The sequence below is a fragment of the Streptomyces sp. NPDC020780 genome, assembly GCF_044334475.1.
Lineage (GTDB): Bacteria > Actinomycetota > Actinomycetes > Streptomycetales > Streptomycetaceae > Streptomyces.
On sequence record NZ_JBIRTB010000017.1, the window covers coordinates 36,704 to 53,523 of the forward strand.

Below are 16,820 nucleotides of genomic sequence, written 5' to 3' on the forward strand. Positions count from 1 at the left end.
GGCCTTTGACGAACTGCTTCGCATCCCGCGCCGGTCAGCCGGGGCGGGGCCTGCCCGCACGGCACCGTCGCACACACGGGCACGCGCGGCGCCCTCGCGCACACGGCCCGCACGACGGGGTGCGGTCAGTGCCGCACGCCCTCCTTGGCGCCGCGGGCCTTGCCGCGGGTCTCCAGCGCGGCTCCCTTGAGCGCCGTGGTCTCGTTGCCCATCGCGTGGGCGACCTTCCGCACGGCCTTACCGACAACCTGCTCCGTCTTGGCCTTGGCCTTCTCTCCGGCACTCATGTCGGTCCTTTCGTAGGGGCTCACTGATCCGCCTGCCCCTGGCCCGGGAGCGGAAACACACGGCTCGCGGCGGCAGACCGCGGCGAGAGGTCGCGCCGCGCGTCCGTGCCACCGTCCCCGGCCTCGGCAACGACCTCGGCAGCCACCGGCTCTCCGGCGAACCGGTGAACATCCGCGCCACACTCCCCGGCAGCGGCGTGCCGCCCCGCCCGGGTGCTTGGCTTCGGGTGCGTGGGTTCACCTGCCCGGGCTCGACACGGGCGGGCAGCGCATCGGACATCGGGGAAGGAAGAAGATCACCATGGACAGGAACGCGCTCATCGAGGCAACCGTCCGCAAGACCGGCGGGGACGCCGGTCAGGTGTCGGCCCAGCACGTCGGACAGATCCTGGACGCGCTGTTCGGCACGGTGGACCGCCCCGGGACCATCGCCGAAGGGCTCAGGAACGGCGAGACGGTGTCGATCATGGGGTTCGGCGACTTCCACCTCGAAGGGGCACGCCCCACCTTGCGGCCGGGCCGTGCCCTCAACGAGTTCGTCGACGGTACGGTCGGCTGAGCCGCCGGGGCGCCGCCGCCCGCCGTCACTTCTTCGGATCGTGGCCCCAGTTCATGAGGGAGTGGCGCCAGCGCGTGTCGGTGATGTCGCCTTTCGGCCGCTGCTTCCCGTGCCGGTGCACGTATCCGGCGACCTTGCGCATGTGGGCGATGTCGTCGTCGGTGAGGTCGGCCTTCCTGGTCCGCAGCAGTTCGACGATCCGACGGCCGGAGGCGTGACCCACGCTCTCACCCGAGCCGTCGGACTGCCCGGCGTCACGTGACTCCGGCGTACCGAGCCACTTCTCCATCTCGCCCGCCGTCATGTTCACGGCTTCGCCGAAGCTCCGCACGCTCTCCTCGCGGTCCACGTCACCGACGCCGGTCACCCCTTCCCGCCCTTCTTGTGCAAGGACTCGGGCTTGTGGACCGCGTGCCCACCGGACGAGTCGCTCTCGACCTCGTACTGCGGTTCGTCCTTCGAGGCGTCGACGGTACGGCCGGCCGCCTCGGTACGCTCGGTGATCTTCTTGCGCACCGTGCCCGGAACGGTCTGTCCGTGACTCTTCCAGGTGACGTCGTCGCCCTTGCGCAGCTTCTTGTCCTTGGCCATGGGTTGCCCGTCCTCTCGATCGGGGCCGCCGTACGGGCGGGGGCCGGAGGCCGCACCTTCCATGATGGAGCCGGACGGCGCTTCGGTCATCCGCAGCCGCGCGCCCTCGGGCGGCCCGACCGGCTCCGTCAGGAGGCGCCCTGCTCCTCGATGGCCGCCGGGCGCGTCTGCGCGGCGCGGACGCGTGCGATGTCCAGCTTGGTGCCCCGGTCGAAGCGGTAGACGCCGTTCTGCTCCTGGAAGACGTCGGTCAGCTGGGTGTAGCAGTACCCGAACATGTTCGGGTCCTGGAGGAGGGCGCCGGTCAGTCCCTCGAAGCGTGCGTGGAACTCCTCCTCGTCGCGTACGCGCTCGCCGTAGCCCCAGGAGGCGGTGCGGTCCTCGCCGGACTGGGCTGCGGCCGCCTCGGGGTCCCACCAGATGCCGCCGAACTCGCTGACGAAGTAGGGCTGGCCCCGGTAGGGCTGGGAGTACGCAGCGCCGTTCTCGTAGGCGTTGACGAACGGCTCGCCCTTGGCGAGCCCGGCCATCAGCTGCCGGAAGGCGGCCGGGTCCTGCTCGTAGCTATGGGCGTCGTAGATGTCGGTCTCGGCGACCCGGTGGGCGTATCCGGAGGCGTCGATGACCGGCCGGGTGGTGTCCATCGCCTTCGTGGCGAGGAACATCGCCCGGGTTACGGAGTCCAGCTGGGTGATCCGGTCGTGCAGCTTCTGGTACGTCTCGTTGAGCGGACACCACCCGATGATCGAAGGGTGGGAGTAGTCGCGCTCCAGGGCTTCGAGCCACTGGCCGGTGTACGAGGCGTCCGGCTGCTGGTTGTCGCCCGAGGAACCACCGGTCTCGCAGCCCCAGTCCCCGAACTCGCCCCAGACCAGGTAGCCGAGGCGGTCGGCGTGGTACAGGAAGCGCTCCTCGAAGACCTTCTGGTGGAGCCGGGCCCCGTTGAAGCCGGCCGCCATGGCGATCTCGATGTCGTGGACCAGCGCCTCGTCGGTCGGCGCGGTCATCAGCCCGTCCGGGTACCACCCCTGGTCGAGCACGAGCCGCTGGAAGACCGGCTGCCCGTTCAGGGTGACGGCCCTGCCGCGCAGGCCGACGGCGCGCAGGCCGGCGTAGCTCTCGGCGCTGTCGGTCACCTCGCCCTCGTCGTCCAGCAGTTCGAGCCGCAGGCCGTACAGGTGCGGGTCGCCGGGTGCCCACGCGCGCCGCCTGGCCTGCGGCACGGGGAGGTGGAGCCGGGGTGCGAGGTCGAGGTCGGCGCGTACCTCCGCGCGGCAGACCTCACCGTCGGCGTCGGACAGGAGCGCTCGTACCCGGTGGCCGGGACGGTTGCCGGACAGGGGGAGTTCGAGGTGGAACGCGGAACCGCCGAGGTCGGGGGTGATGCGGGGACGGCGCAGGTGGAGTTCGGGGACGGGCTCCAGCCAGACGGTCTGCCAGATCCCGGTGACGCGGGTGTAGTTGCAGTCGTGGTTGGCGTACCGGACGGCCTGCTTGCCACGGGCCTGCGGACCGGAGCGGGGGTCGCGGGCCCGGACGGTGAGGGTGACCTCCTCTCCCGGTCGCGCGACGTCACCGAGGTCGGCCGTGAAAGGGGTGAACCCGCCCCGGTGGCGTGCCACTTCGGTGCCGTTGGCCCACACGGTGGTGTCATGGTCGACGGCCCCGAAGTGCAGCAGTACACGGCGTCCGGCCCATGCGGCGGGCAGGGTGAGCACCCGCCGGTACCAGACGGCTTCCAGGAAGTCCGTGTCGCCGATGCCCGACAGTTCCGACTCGGGCGGGAAGGGTACGAGGATCTCCCGGGCCAGGTCGCGGCCGAGGAGGCCGCGTTCCAGTCCGCTGTCCCCTCGGTCGGTCTCGAACTGCCAGGGGCCGTTGAGGCTGAGCCAGTCGCGACGGACGAACTGCGGTCGCGGGTACTCGGGACGGGGCAGGGCGGGGGTGGGCAACGCATGCTCCAGTGAGTGAGGGGTTCGTGTGCGTACGGGGAGGGGGACAGGGGTCGGGGCCTACGGTCAGGAGCCGCCGAGTCCCGTCGTCGCCACCGAGCGGACGATGCGCCGCTGGAAGAGCAGGAACACCACGATCAGCGGGAGCGCCGCCAGCAGCGCGGAGGCCATGGACTGCGCGTACTGGATGCCGTAGGCGTCCTTGACGGTGGCCAGGCCCACGGGCAGGGTCATCAGGCCGGGGTCGTTGGTGACGATGAAGGGCCACATGAAGTTGTTCCAGGCCCCGATGAAGACGAAGATCGACACGGCGGCCACGATCGGCCGGGACAACGGGAGAACGATCGACAGGAACACCCTGATCTCGGACGCACCGTCGATCCGGGCGGCCTCCTCCAGCTCCCGGGGGATGCTGTCGAAGAAGCGCTTGAGGATGAACACCATCATGGGTGCGACGACTTGGGGCAGGATCACGGCCGCGTAGGTGTCCACCAGGTCGAAGAGGAGCATCTGCTCGAACAGGGGCACGACGAGCAGTTGCGGCGGAACCATGACGGCCGCGACGGTCAGGGCGAACAGGGCCTTCCGGCCGCGGAACGTGCCCCGCGCGAATCCGTAGGCGGCCAGGGTGGAGACGGCCACGGTGAGCAGGGTGACCAGGCCGGCGACGAGGAAACTGTTGAAGGCCCACAGGAGCACGTTGCCGCGTTCGAGGATCTGTTCGTAGGACCCGAGGGTGAACTCACCTTTGAAAGGGGAGAGGCCCGGCTTCGCCACGTCCTGCTCGCTCTGGAAGGACGTGGCGACGGACCAGACGAACGGCAGCAGCCAGACCGCCGCGAGGACGCACAGCGCGGTGGCGGCCAGGACGCGCGGCAGCCGTCCGTGGCCCAGGAGCAGCGGCGAACCGGCCGCTTCACGAGGGTCCCGGCGCGGGCGGAGTGAGGGTGCGGTGGCGGACACGGTCAGTCCTCCTGGCGGAAGAAGCGGAGCTGCGCGACGGAGACGACGATCACCAGCGCGAAGAAGAGGTAGGAGACGGCCGAGGCGTAGCCCAGCCGGTAGCCCGTGAACCCGACGTCGTACACGTATTCGAGGATGGGCCGGGTGGATCCGTTGGGTCCGCCCTTGGTGAGGATGTAGATCTGGTCGAAGACCTTGAGCGAGGCGAGGACCTGGAGCATCCCCACGAGCACCGTGGTCCGGCGCAGTTGGGGCAGGGTGACCGACCACAGCCGCCGCCAGGCTCCGGCGCCGTCGAGCGCCGCGGCCTCGTCCAGGGCCGGGGGAAGGGCCTGGAGCGCGGCGAGGTAGAGGAGGAAGTTGAAACCGACCGTCCACCAGACGGTCAGGGCGGCGACGGACCACATCGCGACCGCTTCGTCCGAGAGCCAGCCGACGGGCTCCATGCCCAGGGAGGTGAGCAGTTGGTTGCCGAAGCCGATGTCGGGCTGGTAGAGCCACGTCCAGATGAGGGTGACCACAGTCACCGGCAGCAGGTACGGCGTGAAGAAGGCGAGCCGCCACACCCACTGGCCGGCCAGTCCGCTGTGGACGAGCAGCGCCATCGCGAGGGCGAGCAGGACCAGCGGAACACTGGATATGAGGGTGAAGACGACCGTGTTGCCGAGGCTGCTCCAGACGTCCGGGTCGCCGAAGGCCTCCGTGTAGTTGTCGAGGCCGACGAAGCTCGTCTCCCGCAGGGTGAGCGAGGCGTCGGTGAGGCTCATCCACAGCCCCTGCCCGACGGGCCAGACGAGGAAGAGGGCGAGGACGACCAGGAAGGGCAGGACGAAGATCAGACCGTTGCCGGTCGCGGCGCGGGCTCCCGTCCGGGCTGCCCGGCGGGATCCGCCGGGGCCGGCGCCGGGTGTGCCGGCCGGTGCGTCGGCACCCGGAGGTGCGGTGGTGGTCACGTCGGTAACTCCTTCTGGTCTCCGTCAGGCCACCGGGTCGGGCTGCCGCAGCAGCGCGTCCGCTTCCCGGACCATCTGCCGTACGGCCTTCTCCGCCGAGGTGGTGCCGAGCAGCGCCGACTGGAGCGGCTGGCACATGCGGTTCTGGAAGTTCGAGCCCGCTCCGGCGAACCAGTTGGGCGGGTCGAGCACCGCCACCTTCGCCGCGTCCGCGTAGGAGGACTGGGGCCTCAGCCGGGCGTACGCCGGCTCGGCGAGCACGGGCTGATAGGCGGGGATGTGTCCGGCGCTCGCCCAGGTGATGCTCTGCTGGAGCATCTGCGCGACATAGCGGTGGGCCTCCCGGCGCCGTGCGGGGTCGGGGTCCTCCTGGTGGGGCAGGACGAAGCTGTGTGAGTCGGTGTAGACCGCGGGCCGCTCGAAGACCTGCGGGAAGGGGGCCGCGCCCAGGTCGATGTCCGACTTCCGAAGCGTCGGCAGCTCCCACTCCCCCATCATGGCCATGCCGCCGCGGCCGCCGAGGAAGGCGGCCATCGCACTGTTGTAGTCGAGGTCGTTGGGGTTGGTCCTGCCGTCGAAGAGCTGCTGCATGAACGTCACGACGCGTACGGCTGCGTCGGTGTCGATCTCGGCCGGGCCGCCGTCGGGGAGCGTGAACGCGGCGCCGGTCTGCGCGTAGAGGGCCGCGAACTGCCGCCAGCTCTGCGCCGTGTCGGTGACGTGACCGAAGAGGACGCCCGCGCCCCCGGTCGCTTCGGCGAGCGCCCTGCCCGCGTCGAGGAACGCGTCCGGCGAGCCCATGGGAGCCAGTTCGCCCGCGGAGTCGAGGAGGCCCGCCTTGCCGGCGGCCCGGCGGTCGTAGAAGACGATGAAGGGATGGACGTCCAGGGGGATCGCGTACACGGTGCCCGCGTGCTGGGTCCGCTTCCACACGGCGGGCGTGAAGTCCGCGGCTGTGACGCCGAGTTCGGCGAGCAGGTCCAGGTCGAAGGGGTCGAGCAACCCGCCGGGGGCGTAGCCGGCCAGTCGTGACAGGTGCAGTACGGCGACGTCGGACGCCCGGCCCCCGGCGGCCGACATGGCGAGCTTCGTGTAGTAGGACGGGCCCCAGTCGAGGATGGTCCGGTCGACGGAGAAGTGGTCCGGGCCGTGGGAGACGGCCTTGATCATGTCGTCCATCAGCATGCCGTCACCGCCCTGGAAGAGGTCCCAGACGGTCAGGGAGGACGCCCCGGAGGACGCGGCCGGTGAGGCACACCCCGCCGACGCGCCTGCGGCGAGCAGCGCGCCCGCGCCCGCCATGCCGTAGCGCAGGAGCCCGCGGCGGCTGAGGCCGCCCGCCGGGAGGGACGCCGGGGCGGGCCCCGGTTCACGGGCGGGGGAAGAGGAACTCATCACGGACCTTTCGACGGCCGGACGCTCATGCCGAAGCGGCGGTGGACCGCCGTGCCGAGGGCGGTCCACCGGGACGCCAGGTGGTGTGCGCGCACCGGCTGAAGCGGTGCGGTGGCCCCTTTTTTACATCGATGTACATTCGCTGTAAAGAGGTGCGGCACCACCGGAGGGCCGGGATCGGGTCCCGCACGCGGGGCCGGGTGGCAGCACATAGACTCGGCAGCGCACGAGGGCGGGGAGGCAGCGGTGGCACGGCCCAGGATCAAGGACGTCGCACGGCACGCGGGGGTGTCGGAGAAGACGGTGTCCAACGTCATCAACGACTACGTCCACGTCTCCGACCGGACCAGACAGGTGGTGCGGGAGTCCATCGCGCATCTCGGATACCGGGTCAACCTCGCCGGCCGCCACCTGCGCAAGGGCCGGACCGGCATCATCGCGCTCGTCGTGCCCGAGCTGGACGTCCCGTACTTCGCCGAGCTGGCCCGCCATGTCATCCGTGAGGCCGAGCGGTGCTCCCTGACCGTGCTGATCCACCAGTCCGGGGCGGACCGTGAGCACGAGCTCGCGGCGCTGGCCGGGTTCGGCTCGGACTTCGTCGACGGCATCATCCTCAGCCCGCTCGCCCTGACCGCCGACGACCTGCGCGAACGCACCGGCGCGCCACCGACCGTGCTGCTCGGGGAGCTGCTGGAGGAGGGTGCCGACCATGTGGCCATCGACAACGAGAAGGCCGCCCGCGAGGCCACCGAGCACCTGATCGCCCTCGGGCGCCGCCGCGTTCTGGCCGTCGGCGGACGGGACGACGCGGGCCTCGGGACCGCCGAGGCCCGCACCCGCGGCTACCGGGCCGCCATGACGGCGGCCGGTCTCGCCTGCGGCCCGGACTCCCTGCTTCCCGTCGGCTCCTTCCGGATGCCGGACGGAGCCGAGGCGGTGGCACGGACACTGGCCGCCGGAACCCGTCCCGACGCCCTGCTGTGCTTCAACGACCAGCTCGCCCTCGGGGCGCTGCGCGCGCTCCACGAGCACGGACTGAGGGTTCCCGAGGACGTCGCCGTCGTGGGCTTCGACGATGTGGAGGGCGGCCGGTTCAGCGTGCCGACGCTGAGCACCGTCGCCCCGGACAAGGCGGCGGTGGCCAAGGTCGCGGTGGAACTCCTGCGCCGCCGCATCGCCGAGGCCGCCCAGGCTCCGGATCCGGGGGACCCCGTACGGTCCGCCGACGCGCCGCAGGACCGTGTCGTCGCCCATCGGCTGGTGCTGCGGGAGAGCACCGAAGGCTCCCCCACGGGCCGACCCTGACCGGGCGGCGACGCCCCCCTTCGGGCCGGGCCGGCCGGCCTCCCGGTCCGCGGCCCGGCACAGGCGGTGGCGGTGGCGGTGGCGGTGGCGGTGGATTAAAGGACGCCTCCGCCGCGTTGTGCCTGTTCAGGGCCGGATTCGGCCCGTTCGTGCGGAAACGTCGGCACATGCGGAGGCTGTGGTGCACGGTGAGTACAAGATCCCGGGCGGCAAGCTCGTGGTGGTCGACCTGGAGGTCCAGGGCGGCGCGCTGCGGAACGTGAGGGTGGCCGGGGACTTCTTCCTGGAACCCGACGAGGCCATCCTCGCCATCGACGCGGCCCTGGAAGGGGCTCCCGCCCACACCGGCACCAGCGCGCTCGCCGCCCGCATCGAAGCCGCCCTGCCCGCCGGAACGGTGATGCTCGGGCTGACCGTCGAGGGCGTCGCCGTGGCCACCCGGCGGGCCCTCTCGCAGGCCACCGAGTGGCGGGACTACGACTGGCAGCTCATCCGGGAGGCTCCGCAGTCCCCCGCGCTCCACATGGCACTGGACGAGGTCATCACCAGGGAGGTCGCCGCGGGCCGCAGGCCGCCCACCCTGCGGGTCTGGGAGTGGGCCTCCCCCGCGGTGATCATCGGCAGCTTCCAGTCCCTGCGCAATGAGGTCGACCCGCAGGGCGCCGCCCGCCACGGCGTCACCGTGGTGCGCCGCATCTCCGGGGGCGGGGCCATGTTCGTGGAGAGCGGCAACACCATCACGTACTCGCTGTCGGTCCCCGCTTCCCTGGTGGCCGGCCTCTCCTTCGCCGACTCCTACGCCCATCTCGACGCCTGGGTGCTGGAAGCGCTCGGCGACATGGGCATCAAGGCCTGGTACCAGCCCCTCAACGACATCGCCACCGAGGTCGGAAAGATCGCGGGAGCCGCCCAGAAGCGGATGATCGGCCCGGACGGCGGGCCCGGCGCCATCCTGCACCACGTCACGATGTCCTACGACATCGACGCCGACAAGATGCTGGACGTCCTGCGCATCGGCAAGGAGAAGATGTCGGACAAGGGCACCGCCTCCGCCAAGAAGCGGGTGGATCCCCTCCGGCGTCAGACCGGTCTGACCCGCGAGGCGGTCATCGACCGCATGGTGGAGTCCTTCCGCGACCGCTACGGACTCACCCGGGGGAGCGTCGGGCGCGAGGAGCTGGAGCGTGCGCAGGAGCTGGCCACCACGAAGTACAGCAGCCCGCAGTGGACGGCGCGTGTGCCGTGAGAGCACCCGGGCGGCCCCGGTGCTGCGGCGCCCGCACCGCCCACTCCCTGACAGCTGGGGCGGCGGCCTTCGCGCGAAGGCCGCCGAAGCCTGATCCGATCCGCGTGGGCGGCCCGCGCAATCAGCTTTCCGCGACTTGCATACCATACGGGCGGGGGGTATACATGAACCGTAGAGAGGTACCCCCTAGGGGTATGCCGCCCACCTGAGGAGCTACGTCATGGGTACGCCCACCACGACAGCAGCCGGCACGGCCGCGGTCGAGCTCGCCATCGGCGGGATGACCTGCGCCTCGTGCGCGGCCCGTATCGAGAAGAAGCTCAACCGTATGGAAGGCGTCGAGGCGTCCGTCAACTACGCGACCGAGAAGGCCAAGGTCACCTTCACCGGTGACGTCGAGGTGTCCGACCTCATCGCCACGGTCGAGGCGACGGGTTACACCGCCCAGCAGCCGGCGCCCCCCGCGGAGGCGGGGTCCGGCGAGGGGGACGGGCGGGAGAGCGACGAGCTCGCACCGCTGCGGCAGCGGCTGATCACCGCCACCGTTCTCGCCGTCCCGGTGATCGCGATGGCCATGATTCCGGCGCTCCAGATCGAGTACTGGCAGTGGCTCTCCCTGACCCTGGCCGCGCCGGTCGTCACGTACGCGGCCTGGCCCTTCCACCGGGCCGCCTTCACCAACGCCCGGCACGGCGCGGCCACCATGGACACCCTGATCTCGGTCGGCACGTCGGCGGCCTTCCTCTGGTCGCTGTGGGCCCTGTTCTTCGGCACCGCCGGCACTCCGGGCATGACGCACCCCTTCGAGTTCACGATCGCCCGCGGTGACGGCGCGGGGAACATCTACCTCGAAGCGGCCGCCGGCGTGACCGCGTTCATCCTGGCGGGGCGGTACTTCGAGGCCCGCTCGAAGCGCAAGGCCGGCGCCGCGCTCAGGGCCCTGCTGGAACTGGGCGCCAAGGAGGTCACCGTTCTCCGCGAAGGGCGTCAGGAGACCGTCCCGACCGCCGCCCTGCGGGTCGGGGACCGCTTCCTGGTACGGCCCGGCGAGAAGATCGCCACCGACGGCACAGTGGCCGAGGGCTCCTCGGCCGTGGACGCCTCCATGCTCACCGGTGAGTCCATGCCGGTGGAGGTCGGCGTCGGCGATGCCGTGACCGGTGCGACGCTGAACGTCGGCGGCCGTCTCGTCGTGGAGGCCACCCGCGTCGGCACGGACACCCAGCTGGCCCGGATGGCCCGGCTGGTCGAGGACGCGCAGAACGGCAAGGCCGCGGCCCAGCGCCTCGCGGACAGGATCTCCGCCGTCTTCGTCCCCGTCGTGATCGCGCTCGCGCTCGGCACCCTGGGCTTCTGGCTCGGCAACGGCTCCGGACTGACCGCCGCGTTCACCGCCGCCGTCGCCGTACTGATCATCGCCTGCCCCTGCGCCCTGGGCCTGGCCACGCCCACCGCGCTCATGGTGGGCACCGGACGCGGCGCCCAGCTCGGCATCCTCATCAAGGGTCCCGAGGTCCTGGAGACCACCCGCAGGGTCGACACGATCGTCCTGGACAAGACCGGCACCGTCACCACCGGGAAGATGACCCTGCTCGCCGTCCACACCGCCGAGGGGACCGCCAGGGCCGATGTCCTGCGGCTCGCGGGTGCCCTGGAGAACGCCTCCGAGCACCCGATCGCCCAGGCCGTCGCCACCGGGGCCACCGAGGAGACCGGCGCCCTGCCGGTCCCGGAGGACTTCGCGAACGTACCGGGACTGGGCGTGCAGGGCGTCGTCGAGGGACACGCGGTGCTCGTGGGCCGCGAGAAGCTGCTCGCCCAGTGGGCGATGGAACTACCCGCGGAGCTCGCCCTGGCCAAGCAGGACGCCGAGAGTGCCGGACGCACCGCCATCGCCGTCGCGTGGGACGGCGAGGCCCGCGCGGTCCTGGAGGTCGCCGACGCCGTCAAGGACACCAGCGCCGAGGCGATCCGGCGGCTGCGCGCCCTCGGTCTCACCCCGATCCTGCTGACCGGCGACAACCGGGCGGTCTCCGAGGCCGTCGCCGCGGAGGTCGGCATCGGCGAGGTGATCGCCGAGGTCATGCCCGAGGACAAGGTAGACGTCGTCAAGCGCCTCCAGGCGGAGGGGCGTTCGGTGGCCATGGTCGGCGACGGCGTCAACGACGCGGCCGCCCTGGCACAGGCCGACCTCGGTCTGGCCATGGGCACCGGGACCGATGCCGCCATCGAGGCCGGCGACCTCACCCTCGTACGCGGCGACCTCAACGCCGCCGCCGACGCCATCCGCCTCTCCCGCAGGACGCTCGGCACCATCAGGTCCAACCTGTTCTGGGCCTTCGCCTACAACGTCGCGGCCCTGCCGCTCGCCGCCGCCGGCCTGCTCAACCCGATGATCGCCGGAGCGGCCATGGCCTTCTCCTCGGTCTTCGTCGTCGGCAACTCCCTGCGGCTGCGCGGCTTCAAGGCCGTGTGAGAGAGGGCACGAGGGGGCACGCGGCGGGGCGTGCCGAGAACGGGCGGGTGGAGCACGACGTGGGCCGCCCCCGGCAGGCAGGTGCCTGCCGGGGGCGGCCCGGTGTGCGATGCGGCCGGCGCCGCGCCGGGGGTCAGCCCAGCGAGGCGATGGCCTTGTTGAAGGTCGCCGACGGGCGCATGGCAGCCTCCGCCTTCGCCGGGTCGGGCTGGTAGTAGCCTCCGAGGTCGACCGGCTTGCCCTGCACGGCGATCAGCTCGTCGACGATGGTCCGCTCCTGCTCGGCCAGCGTCCGGGCGAGCGGCGCGAACGCCTCGGCGAGCGCGGCGTCGTCGGTCTGCTTCGCCAGCTCCTGGGCCCAGTAGAGCGCCAGGTAGAAGTGGCTGCCGCGGTTGTCGATGCCACCGAGCTTGCGGCTCGGGGACTTGTCCTCGTTGAGGAACGTGCCGGTCGCCCGGTCCAGGGTGTCCGCGAGCACCTGGGCGCGCGCGTTGTCCGTGGTGGTGGCCAGGTGCTCGAAGCTGACCGCGAGGGCCAGGAACTCACCCAGGCTGTCCCAGCGGAGGTAGTCCTCCTTGACGAGCTGCTGGACGTGCTTGGGCGCGGAGCCGCCGGCCCCCGTCTCGAAGAGGCCGCCGCCGTTCATGAGCGGGACGACGGAGAGCATCTTCGCGCTGGTGCCCAGCTCGAGGATGGGGAAGAGGTCGGTGAGGTAGTCACGCAGCACGTTGCCGGTGACGGAGATGGTGTCCTCACCGCGGCGGATGCGCTCCAGGGAGAAAGCGGTCGCCTCCTCGGGCTTCCGGATGGAGATGTCCAGGCCGTCGGTGTCGTGGTCGGCCAGGTAGGTGGTGACCTTGGCGATGAGGTTGGCGTCGTGGGCGCGGCCCTCGTCGAGCCAGAACACGGCCGGGTTGCCGGTCGCGCGGGCGCGGGTGACGGCGAGTTTGACCCAGTCCTGGATCGGGGCGTCCTTGGTCTGGCACATCCGGAAGACGTCACCGGCGCCGACGGCCTGCTCCAGCACGACGTCGCCGTTGCCGTCGACGACCCGCACCGTGCCGGTGGTGGGAATCTCGAAGGTCTTGTCGTGGCTGCCGTACTCCTCGGCCTTCTGCGCCATCAGACCGACGTTGGGTACCGAGCCCATGGTCGACGGGTCGAAGGCGCCGTTGGCGCGGCAGTCGTCGATGACGACCTGGTAGACGCCCGCGTAGCTGCTGTCGGGAAGGACCGCGAGGGTGTCGGCCTCGTTGCCGTCCGGGCCCCACATGTGGCCCGAGGTGCGGATCATGGCCGGCATGGAGGCGTCGACGATGACGTCGCTGGGAACGTGGAGATTGGTGATGCCCTTGTCGGAGTCGACCATGGCGAGGGCCGGGCCCTCGGCGAGTTCGGCCTCGAAGGACGCCTTGATCTCGGCGCCGACGTCCGGCACGGAGTCCAGGCCCTTGAGGATGCCGCCGAGGCCGTCGTTGGGGGTGAGACCGGCCGCTGCGAGCACGTCACCGTACTTGGCGAAGGTGTTCGGGAAGAAGGCGCGGACCACGTGGCCGAAGATGATCGGGTCGGAGACCTTCATCATGGTGGCCTTCAGGTGTACGGAGAACAGCACACCCTCGGCCTTGGCGCGCGCGACCTGCGCGGTGAAGAACTCGCGCAGCGCGGCGACGCGCATGACGGCCGCGTCCACGACCTCGCCCGCCAGGACGGGGACGGACTCGCGCAGGACGGTGGTGGTGCCGTCGTCGCCCGCGAGTTCGATGCGCAGCGCGCCGTCCTCGGAGATGACCGCGGACTTCTCCGTCGAGCGGAAGTCGTCGACGCCCATGGTGGCGACGTTGGTCTTCGAGTCGGCCGACCAGGCGCCCATGCGGTGCGGGTGTGCCTTGGCGTAGTTCTTGACCGACGCGGGGGCGCGGCGGTCGGAGTTGCCCTCGCGCAGGACGGGGTTGACCGCGCTGCCCTTGACCTTGTCGTACCGCGCGCGGACGTCCTTGTCCTCGTCGGTCTGCGGGTCGTCCGGGTAGTCCGGAAGCGCGTAGCCCTGCTCCTGGAGCTCGGCGATCGCGGCCTTCAGCTGCGGGATCGAGGCCGAGATGTTGGGCAGCTTGATGATGTTCGCGCCGGGCGTCCTGGCCAGCTCACCGAGCTCGGCGAGTGCGTCATCGATACGCTGGTCGGCCCTCAGACGCTCCGGGAACCCGGCGATGATGCGCCCTGCCAGGGAGATGTCACGGCGCTCCACCGTGACTCCCGCGGTCGAGGCGTACGCCTCGACGACCGGCAGGAACGAGTACGTCGCCAGGGCAGGGGCCTCGTCGGTGTGCGTATAGATGATGGTCGAGTCAGTCACCGGGTGCTCCGCTCCACGTCTGCAACATTGCTTGACATCAAGATATCTCCTGACCGCCCCCCTCTCCACAGGGGCCCGTCCCCTCTTCGGCCGGGAACGGCCGGACGTCCCGGCCCCGGGGCACGACGGGCCCGAGGGGCGTCCGGCGCTGTGCGCGCTCCCACCAGCGGCGACCCGTGCGCGTGCACCCCGCACCGCGTCCGGAACCGCGCACGCGGCCGGGTCGGGCCGCGGCCGATATGCGCCCCGCACCGCGGCGGGACCGCCCCCCATGCGGACGGCGGCGGACGCGCGGGTCAGTTTCCGGACGGCCGGGCCGGGCCGGGGGCCGGCGGCCGGTGCTCGTACCAGCGCCGGTCGGCCTCCAGCTGGGCGGCGAGCGAGATGAGCCGCTCCTCGCTGCGGGAGGGTCCGAGCAGCTGGGCGCCGACCGGCAGGCCGTCGCCGGTGAAGCCCGCCGGGACGTTGACTCCGGGCCAGCCGAGGACGTTCCACGGCCAGGCATACGGACAGGCGGCTGTCATGGCGAGGTCGGTACGCCAGGCGCTCAGCCCGTCGAAGGCGCCGACCCGGGGCGGCGGGGCGGCGGTGGTCGGAGTCAGCAGCACGTCGTACCCCGACGCGGCCGGGTCGAAGAAGGCGCCGAGCCTGCGGTGCTGGCGCACCTCCCGTGCGCGGGCCGCCCGCACCACCCGGCCGCCGAGGCGGGTCCCCGTACGCAGGGCGCTGCGGGTGCGCGGGTCCAGGAGCCCTGGTTCCGGGTGCAGCGCGGCCAGTTCGGCGATGCCCGCGGTGGCGCGGGGCACGAAGGAGAGGCCGATCAGTCCGTAGCGCGGGCGGGCCTCCTCCACGTGGTGGCCGAGGCGCGCCAGGGCTTCGGCGAGTGCGGTGACGGCGCGCAGGACCTCGGGGTGGGGCGTGTGCCGGGTGAGGGTGAGCGGCGGGCCGAGCGCGAGGCCGATCCTGAGCCGGCCGGGGTCGCGGCGGGCCGCTGCCGAGGCGTCGACGGATGGCGGGCGGTGCGGGTCGCGGGGGTGCGCCCCCGCGGCGGCGTCCAGGAGCAGGGCCGCGTCGGCGACCGTACGGGCCAGGGGACCGTTGACGGTGAGCCCCTGGAACGCGTCGCTGTGGGGGTGGACGGAGATCCGTCCGCGCTGTGGCTTGATGCCGACGAGGTGGGTCCAGGCCGCCGGGATGCGGATGGATCCCGCCCCGTCCGAACCGAGCGCGGCGGGGACCAGTCCGGCGGCGACGGCCGCGGCCGAGCCGCCGGACGAACCGCCGGGTGTGTGGGCGGTGTTCCACGGGTTGCGGGTGGCGCCGAAGGCGCGCCCCTCGGTGAAGGCCCACTGGCCCAGTTCGCAGGAGTTGGTCTTGCCGACGATCACGGCCCCGGCGGCACGCAGCCGGCGCACCGCCTCGCTGTCGGTGGAGGCCGCCGGCAGGCGCCCGTCACAGCCGAAGTAGGTGGGCATACCGGCGACGTCGGTGTCGTCCTTGACCGCGACCGGTACGCCGAGCAAGGGCAGCCGCTCGCCCGCCGCGAGCCGCCGGTCGGCCTCGGCGGCCTCGGCGAGCGCCGCCTCGGTGCGTAGCTGCCGGAAGGCGTTGAGGGTGTGGCGGCTCGCCTCGATGCGGGCCAGCGCCGCGGCGACGAGCGCCTGGGAGGTCGTCGTACCGTCGGCGAGCCGGCGCGCGTCGGCCACCAGCCCCGGCTGCGGGGCCGTCTCGCGTGGCCTGTCCGGCCCGGTCCGTTCGGTGGGGTCTGCTGAGGACATCGCTGCCGCCTCCTCGCGTCCGCCGGAGCCCCGGCCCCCGGGGCCGCCCCGGAACCGCCCGCGCGGATCTACTGGAGAGTAACGAGGAGGGGGGGTCCACTCAAGCATGCCGCGGGGGAGCCGCCCGTCCCCGGCCCGGCCGGTTGCCGGGTCATGGGTGACGGGCGGAGCCCCGGGTCCCTACGGCCGTACCTGGATCTCGCCGATGCCCGTACCGAGGCCGGCGCAGTGGGCGGTCGACTGCCCGGAGCGGCCGGGGGCGAGCGTCACGCGCTCGCCGTCCACATCCGGGGACCACCCGCACACCAGGTGGACCCAGAACGTCTGCGTCGCACTCCCGTCGTTCCGGCACAGGGCGTACCCGGTGTAGTCGTCGTTGGCGTGCTTGCCCGTGTCGCAGGACAGGCCGGGCGGTACGGCGGTGGGCGCCGCGGCGGTCGCTGCGCTGGTCGGCACGGCCAGCGCGAGGGCCGCGCCGGTGACGGCGGCGGCACGCAGGAGGGCGCGGGAGGCCTTCCCCGCGGGCGGCCTCCGCACCTCCCCGCGGGCCCTCGCGTCCACGGTCGCGGTTCCCCCGTCGCCCCTGTCTCCCCTGGTGTTCATGTCACCCCTCCGGTGCCGGTCCTGGTGGTTCGAAGGCACCACTCCCCCACGTTCCGTAGCCGAAAACCCGACAGGGCATCACCCTGCGTGCTCGACCCCTCTGTGTGGCCCCCGCACCCCCCGACATACCTCCGAACGGACGACAGGCTGGAACGTGCATGCGGAGGCCCTTGAGTGGAGCACTGCCGGGTGCGGCTCACCGTGCGGCGCGGGAGGGCGGGCACGGCCGCGGACGTCTCACGCCTCGGCGTACCGGTGCCCACGACCGCTCCGCCCGGGACGTGCGAGGGGCGCGGGAGGGCGGGCACGGCCGCGGACGTCTCACGCCTCGGCGTACCGGTGCCCACGACCGCTCC

At 72.1% G+C, this 16,820-nt stretch carries 14 protein-coding genes; 4 read left to right on the forward strand and 10 right to left on the reverse strand.

The genetic code is table 11. From position 1 onward, the window contains the following. Positions 1-125 precede the first annotated feature (125 nt). Positions 126-287 (reverse strand): hypothetical protein, encoded by a 162-nt coding sequence (locus tag ACH4VO_RS27475; RefSeq protein WP_360993588.1) that lies wholly within the window; start codon positions 285-287, stop codon positions 126-128. 301 nt (positions 288-588) lie between these two features. On the opposite strand from ACH4VO_RS27475, the gene ACH4VO_RS27480 reads away from it, so the two are divergent. Continuing rightward, positions 589-846 (forward strand): DNA-binding protein, encoded by a 258-nt coding sequence (locus tag ACH4VO_RS27480; protein ID WP_360993586.1) that lies wholly within the window; start codon positions 589-591, stop codon positions 844-846. Between the two features lie 25 nt (positions 847-871). Here ACH4VO_RS27480 and ACH4VO_RS27485 read toward each other — a convergent pair whose 3' ends face one another. The 6 genes from ACH4VO_RS27485 to ACH4VO_RS27510 form a co-directional block, all read right to left on the reverse strand. After that, positions 872-1,213 (reverse strand): DUF3140 domain-containing protein, encoded by a 342-nt coding sequence (locus ACH4VO_RS27485; protein WP_360993583.1) that lies wholly within the window; start codon positions 1,211-1,213, stop codon positions 872-874. Then, the gene (locus ACH4VO_RS27490) at positions 1,210-1,437 is read right to left on the reverse strand and encodes a DUF2945 domain-containing protein (protein ID WP_360993580.1); all 228 of its coding nucleotides are present in this window, start codon (positions 1,435-1,437) and stop codon (positions 1,210-1,212) included. The genes ACH4VO_RS27485 and ACH4VO_RS27490 overlap by 4 nt, the downstream gene beginning before the upstream one ends. Positions 1,438-1,565: 128 nt before the next feature. Continuing rightward, positions 1,566-3,389 (reverse strand): sugar-binding domain-containing protein, encoded by a 1,824-nt coding sequence (locus ACH4VO_RS27495; RefSeq protein ID WP_360993577.1) that lies wholly within the window; start codon positions 3,387-3,389, stop codon positions 1,566-1,568. A gap of 66 nt (positions 3,390-3,455) precedes the next feature. Continuing rightward, positions 3,456-4,352, reverse strand: a complete 897-nt coding sequence (locus ACH4VO_RS27500) for a carbohydrate ABC transporter permease (protein WP_360993574.1) — start codon at positions 4,350-4,352, stop codon at positions 3,456-3,458. Between the two features lie 2 nt (positions 4,353-4,354). Then, a complete protein-coding gene (locus tag ACH4VO_RS27505) occupies positions 4,355-5,305 on the reverse strand; it encodes a sugar ABC transporter permease (protein WP_360993571.1) in 951 nt (316 codons plus the stop codon). A gap of 24 nt (positions 5,306-5,329) precedes the next feature. Continuing rightward, positions 5,330-6,700, reverse strand: coding sequence for an extracellular solute-binding protein (locus ACH4VO_RS27510; RefSeq protein WP_360993568.1), 1,371 nt, complete (start codon positions 6,698-6,700; stop codon positions 5,330-5,332). A 246-nt stretch (positions 6,701-6,946) separates the two neighbouring features. On the opposite strand from ACH4VO_RS27510, the gene ACH4VO_RS27515 reads away from it, so the two are divergent. From ACH4VO_RS27515 to ACH4VO_RS27525, 3 genes are all read left to right on the forward strand, one after another. Then, complete coding sequence (locus ACH4VO_RS27515; protein WP_360993565.1) at positions 6,947-8,005, forward strand: LacI family DNA-binding transcriptional regulator; 1,059 nt, start codon at positions 6,947-6,949, stop codon at positions 8,003-8,005. Positions 8,006-8,186: 181 nt separating this feature from the next. After that, the gene (locus ACH4VO_RS27520) at positions 8,187-9,251 is read left to right on the forward strand and encodes a biotin/lipoate A/B protein ligase family protein (protein ID WP_360993562.1); all 1,065 of its coding nucleotides are present in this window, start codon (positions 8,187-8,189) and stop codon (positions 9,249-9,251) included. 220 nt (positions 9,252-9,471) lie between these two features. Then, on the forward strand, positions 9,472-11,727 hold the full coding sequence (locus ACH4VO_RS27525) for a heavy metal translocating P-type ATPase (protein ID WP_360993559.1): 2,256 nt from the start codon (positions 9,472-9,474) through the stop codon (positions 11,725-11,727). Positions 11,728-11,860: 133 nt separating this feature from the next. On the opposite strand, the gene ACH4VO_RS27530 is transcribed toward ACH4VO_RS27525, so the two are convergent. The 3 genes from ACH4VO_RS27530 to ACH4VO_RS27540 form a co-directional block, all read right to left on the reverse strand. Further along, positions 11,861-14,083, reverse strand: a complete 2,223-nt coding sequence (locus ACH4VO_RS27530) for an NADP-dependent isocitrate dehydrogenase (protein WP_360993555.1) — start codon at positions 14,081-14,083, stop codon at positions 11,861-11,863. Positions 14,084-14,379: 296 nt separating this feature from the next. Beyond that, entirely contained in the window at positions 14,380-15,861 is a 1,482-nt protein-coding gene (locus ACH4VO_RS27535) for an amidase (RefSeq protein WP_360993552.1), read from the reverse strand. Between the two features lie 180 nt (positions 15,862-16,041). Continuing rightward, complete coding sequence (locus tag ACH4VO_RS27540; protein ID WP_360993549.1) at positions 16,042-16,464, reverse strand: hypothetical protein; 423 nt, start codon at positions 16,462-16,464, stop codon at positions 16,042-16,044. Positions 16,465-16,820: the final 356 nt, after the last annotated feature.

Coding starts and splice junctions, on each gene's coding strand:
- ACH4VO_RS27475 (WP_360993588.1), bottom strand. CDS start 287: ATGAGTGCCGGAGAGAAGGCCAAGGCCAAGACGGAGCAGGTTGTCGGT.
- ACH4VO_RS27480 (WP_360993586.1), top strand. CDS start 589: ATGGACAGGAACGCGCTCATCGAGGCAACCGTCCGCAAGACCGGCGGG.
- ACH4VO_RS27490 (WP_360993580.1), bottom strand. CDS start 1,437: ATGGCCAAGGACAAGAAGCTGCGCAAGGGCGACGACGTCACCTGGAAG.
- ACH4VO_RS27510 (WP_360993568.1), bottom strand. CDS start 6,700: ATGAGTTCCTCTTCCCCCGCCCGTGAACCGGGGCCCGCCCCGGCGTCC.
- ACH4VO_RS27525 (WP_360993559.1), top strand. CDS start 9,472: ATGGGTACGCCCACCACGACAGCAGCCGGCACGGCCGCGGTCGAGCTC.
- ACH4VO_RS27535 (WP_360993552.1), bottom strand. CDS start 15,861: ATGTCCTCAGCAGACCCCACCGAACGGACCGGGCCGGACAGGCCACGC.
- ACH4VO_RS27540 (WP_360993549.1), bottom strand. CDS start 16,464: ATGAACACCAGGGGAGACAGGGGCGACGGGGGAACCGCGACCGTGGAC.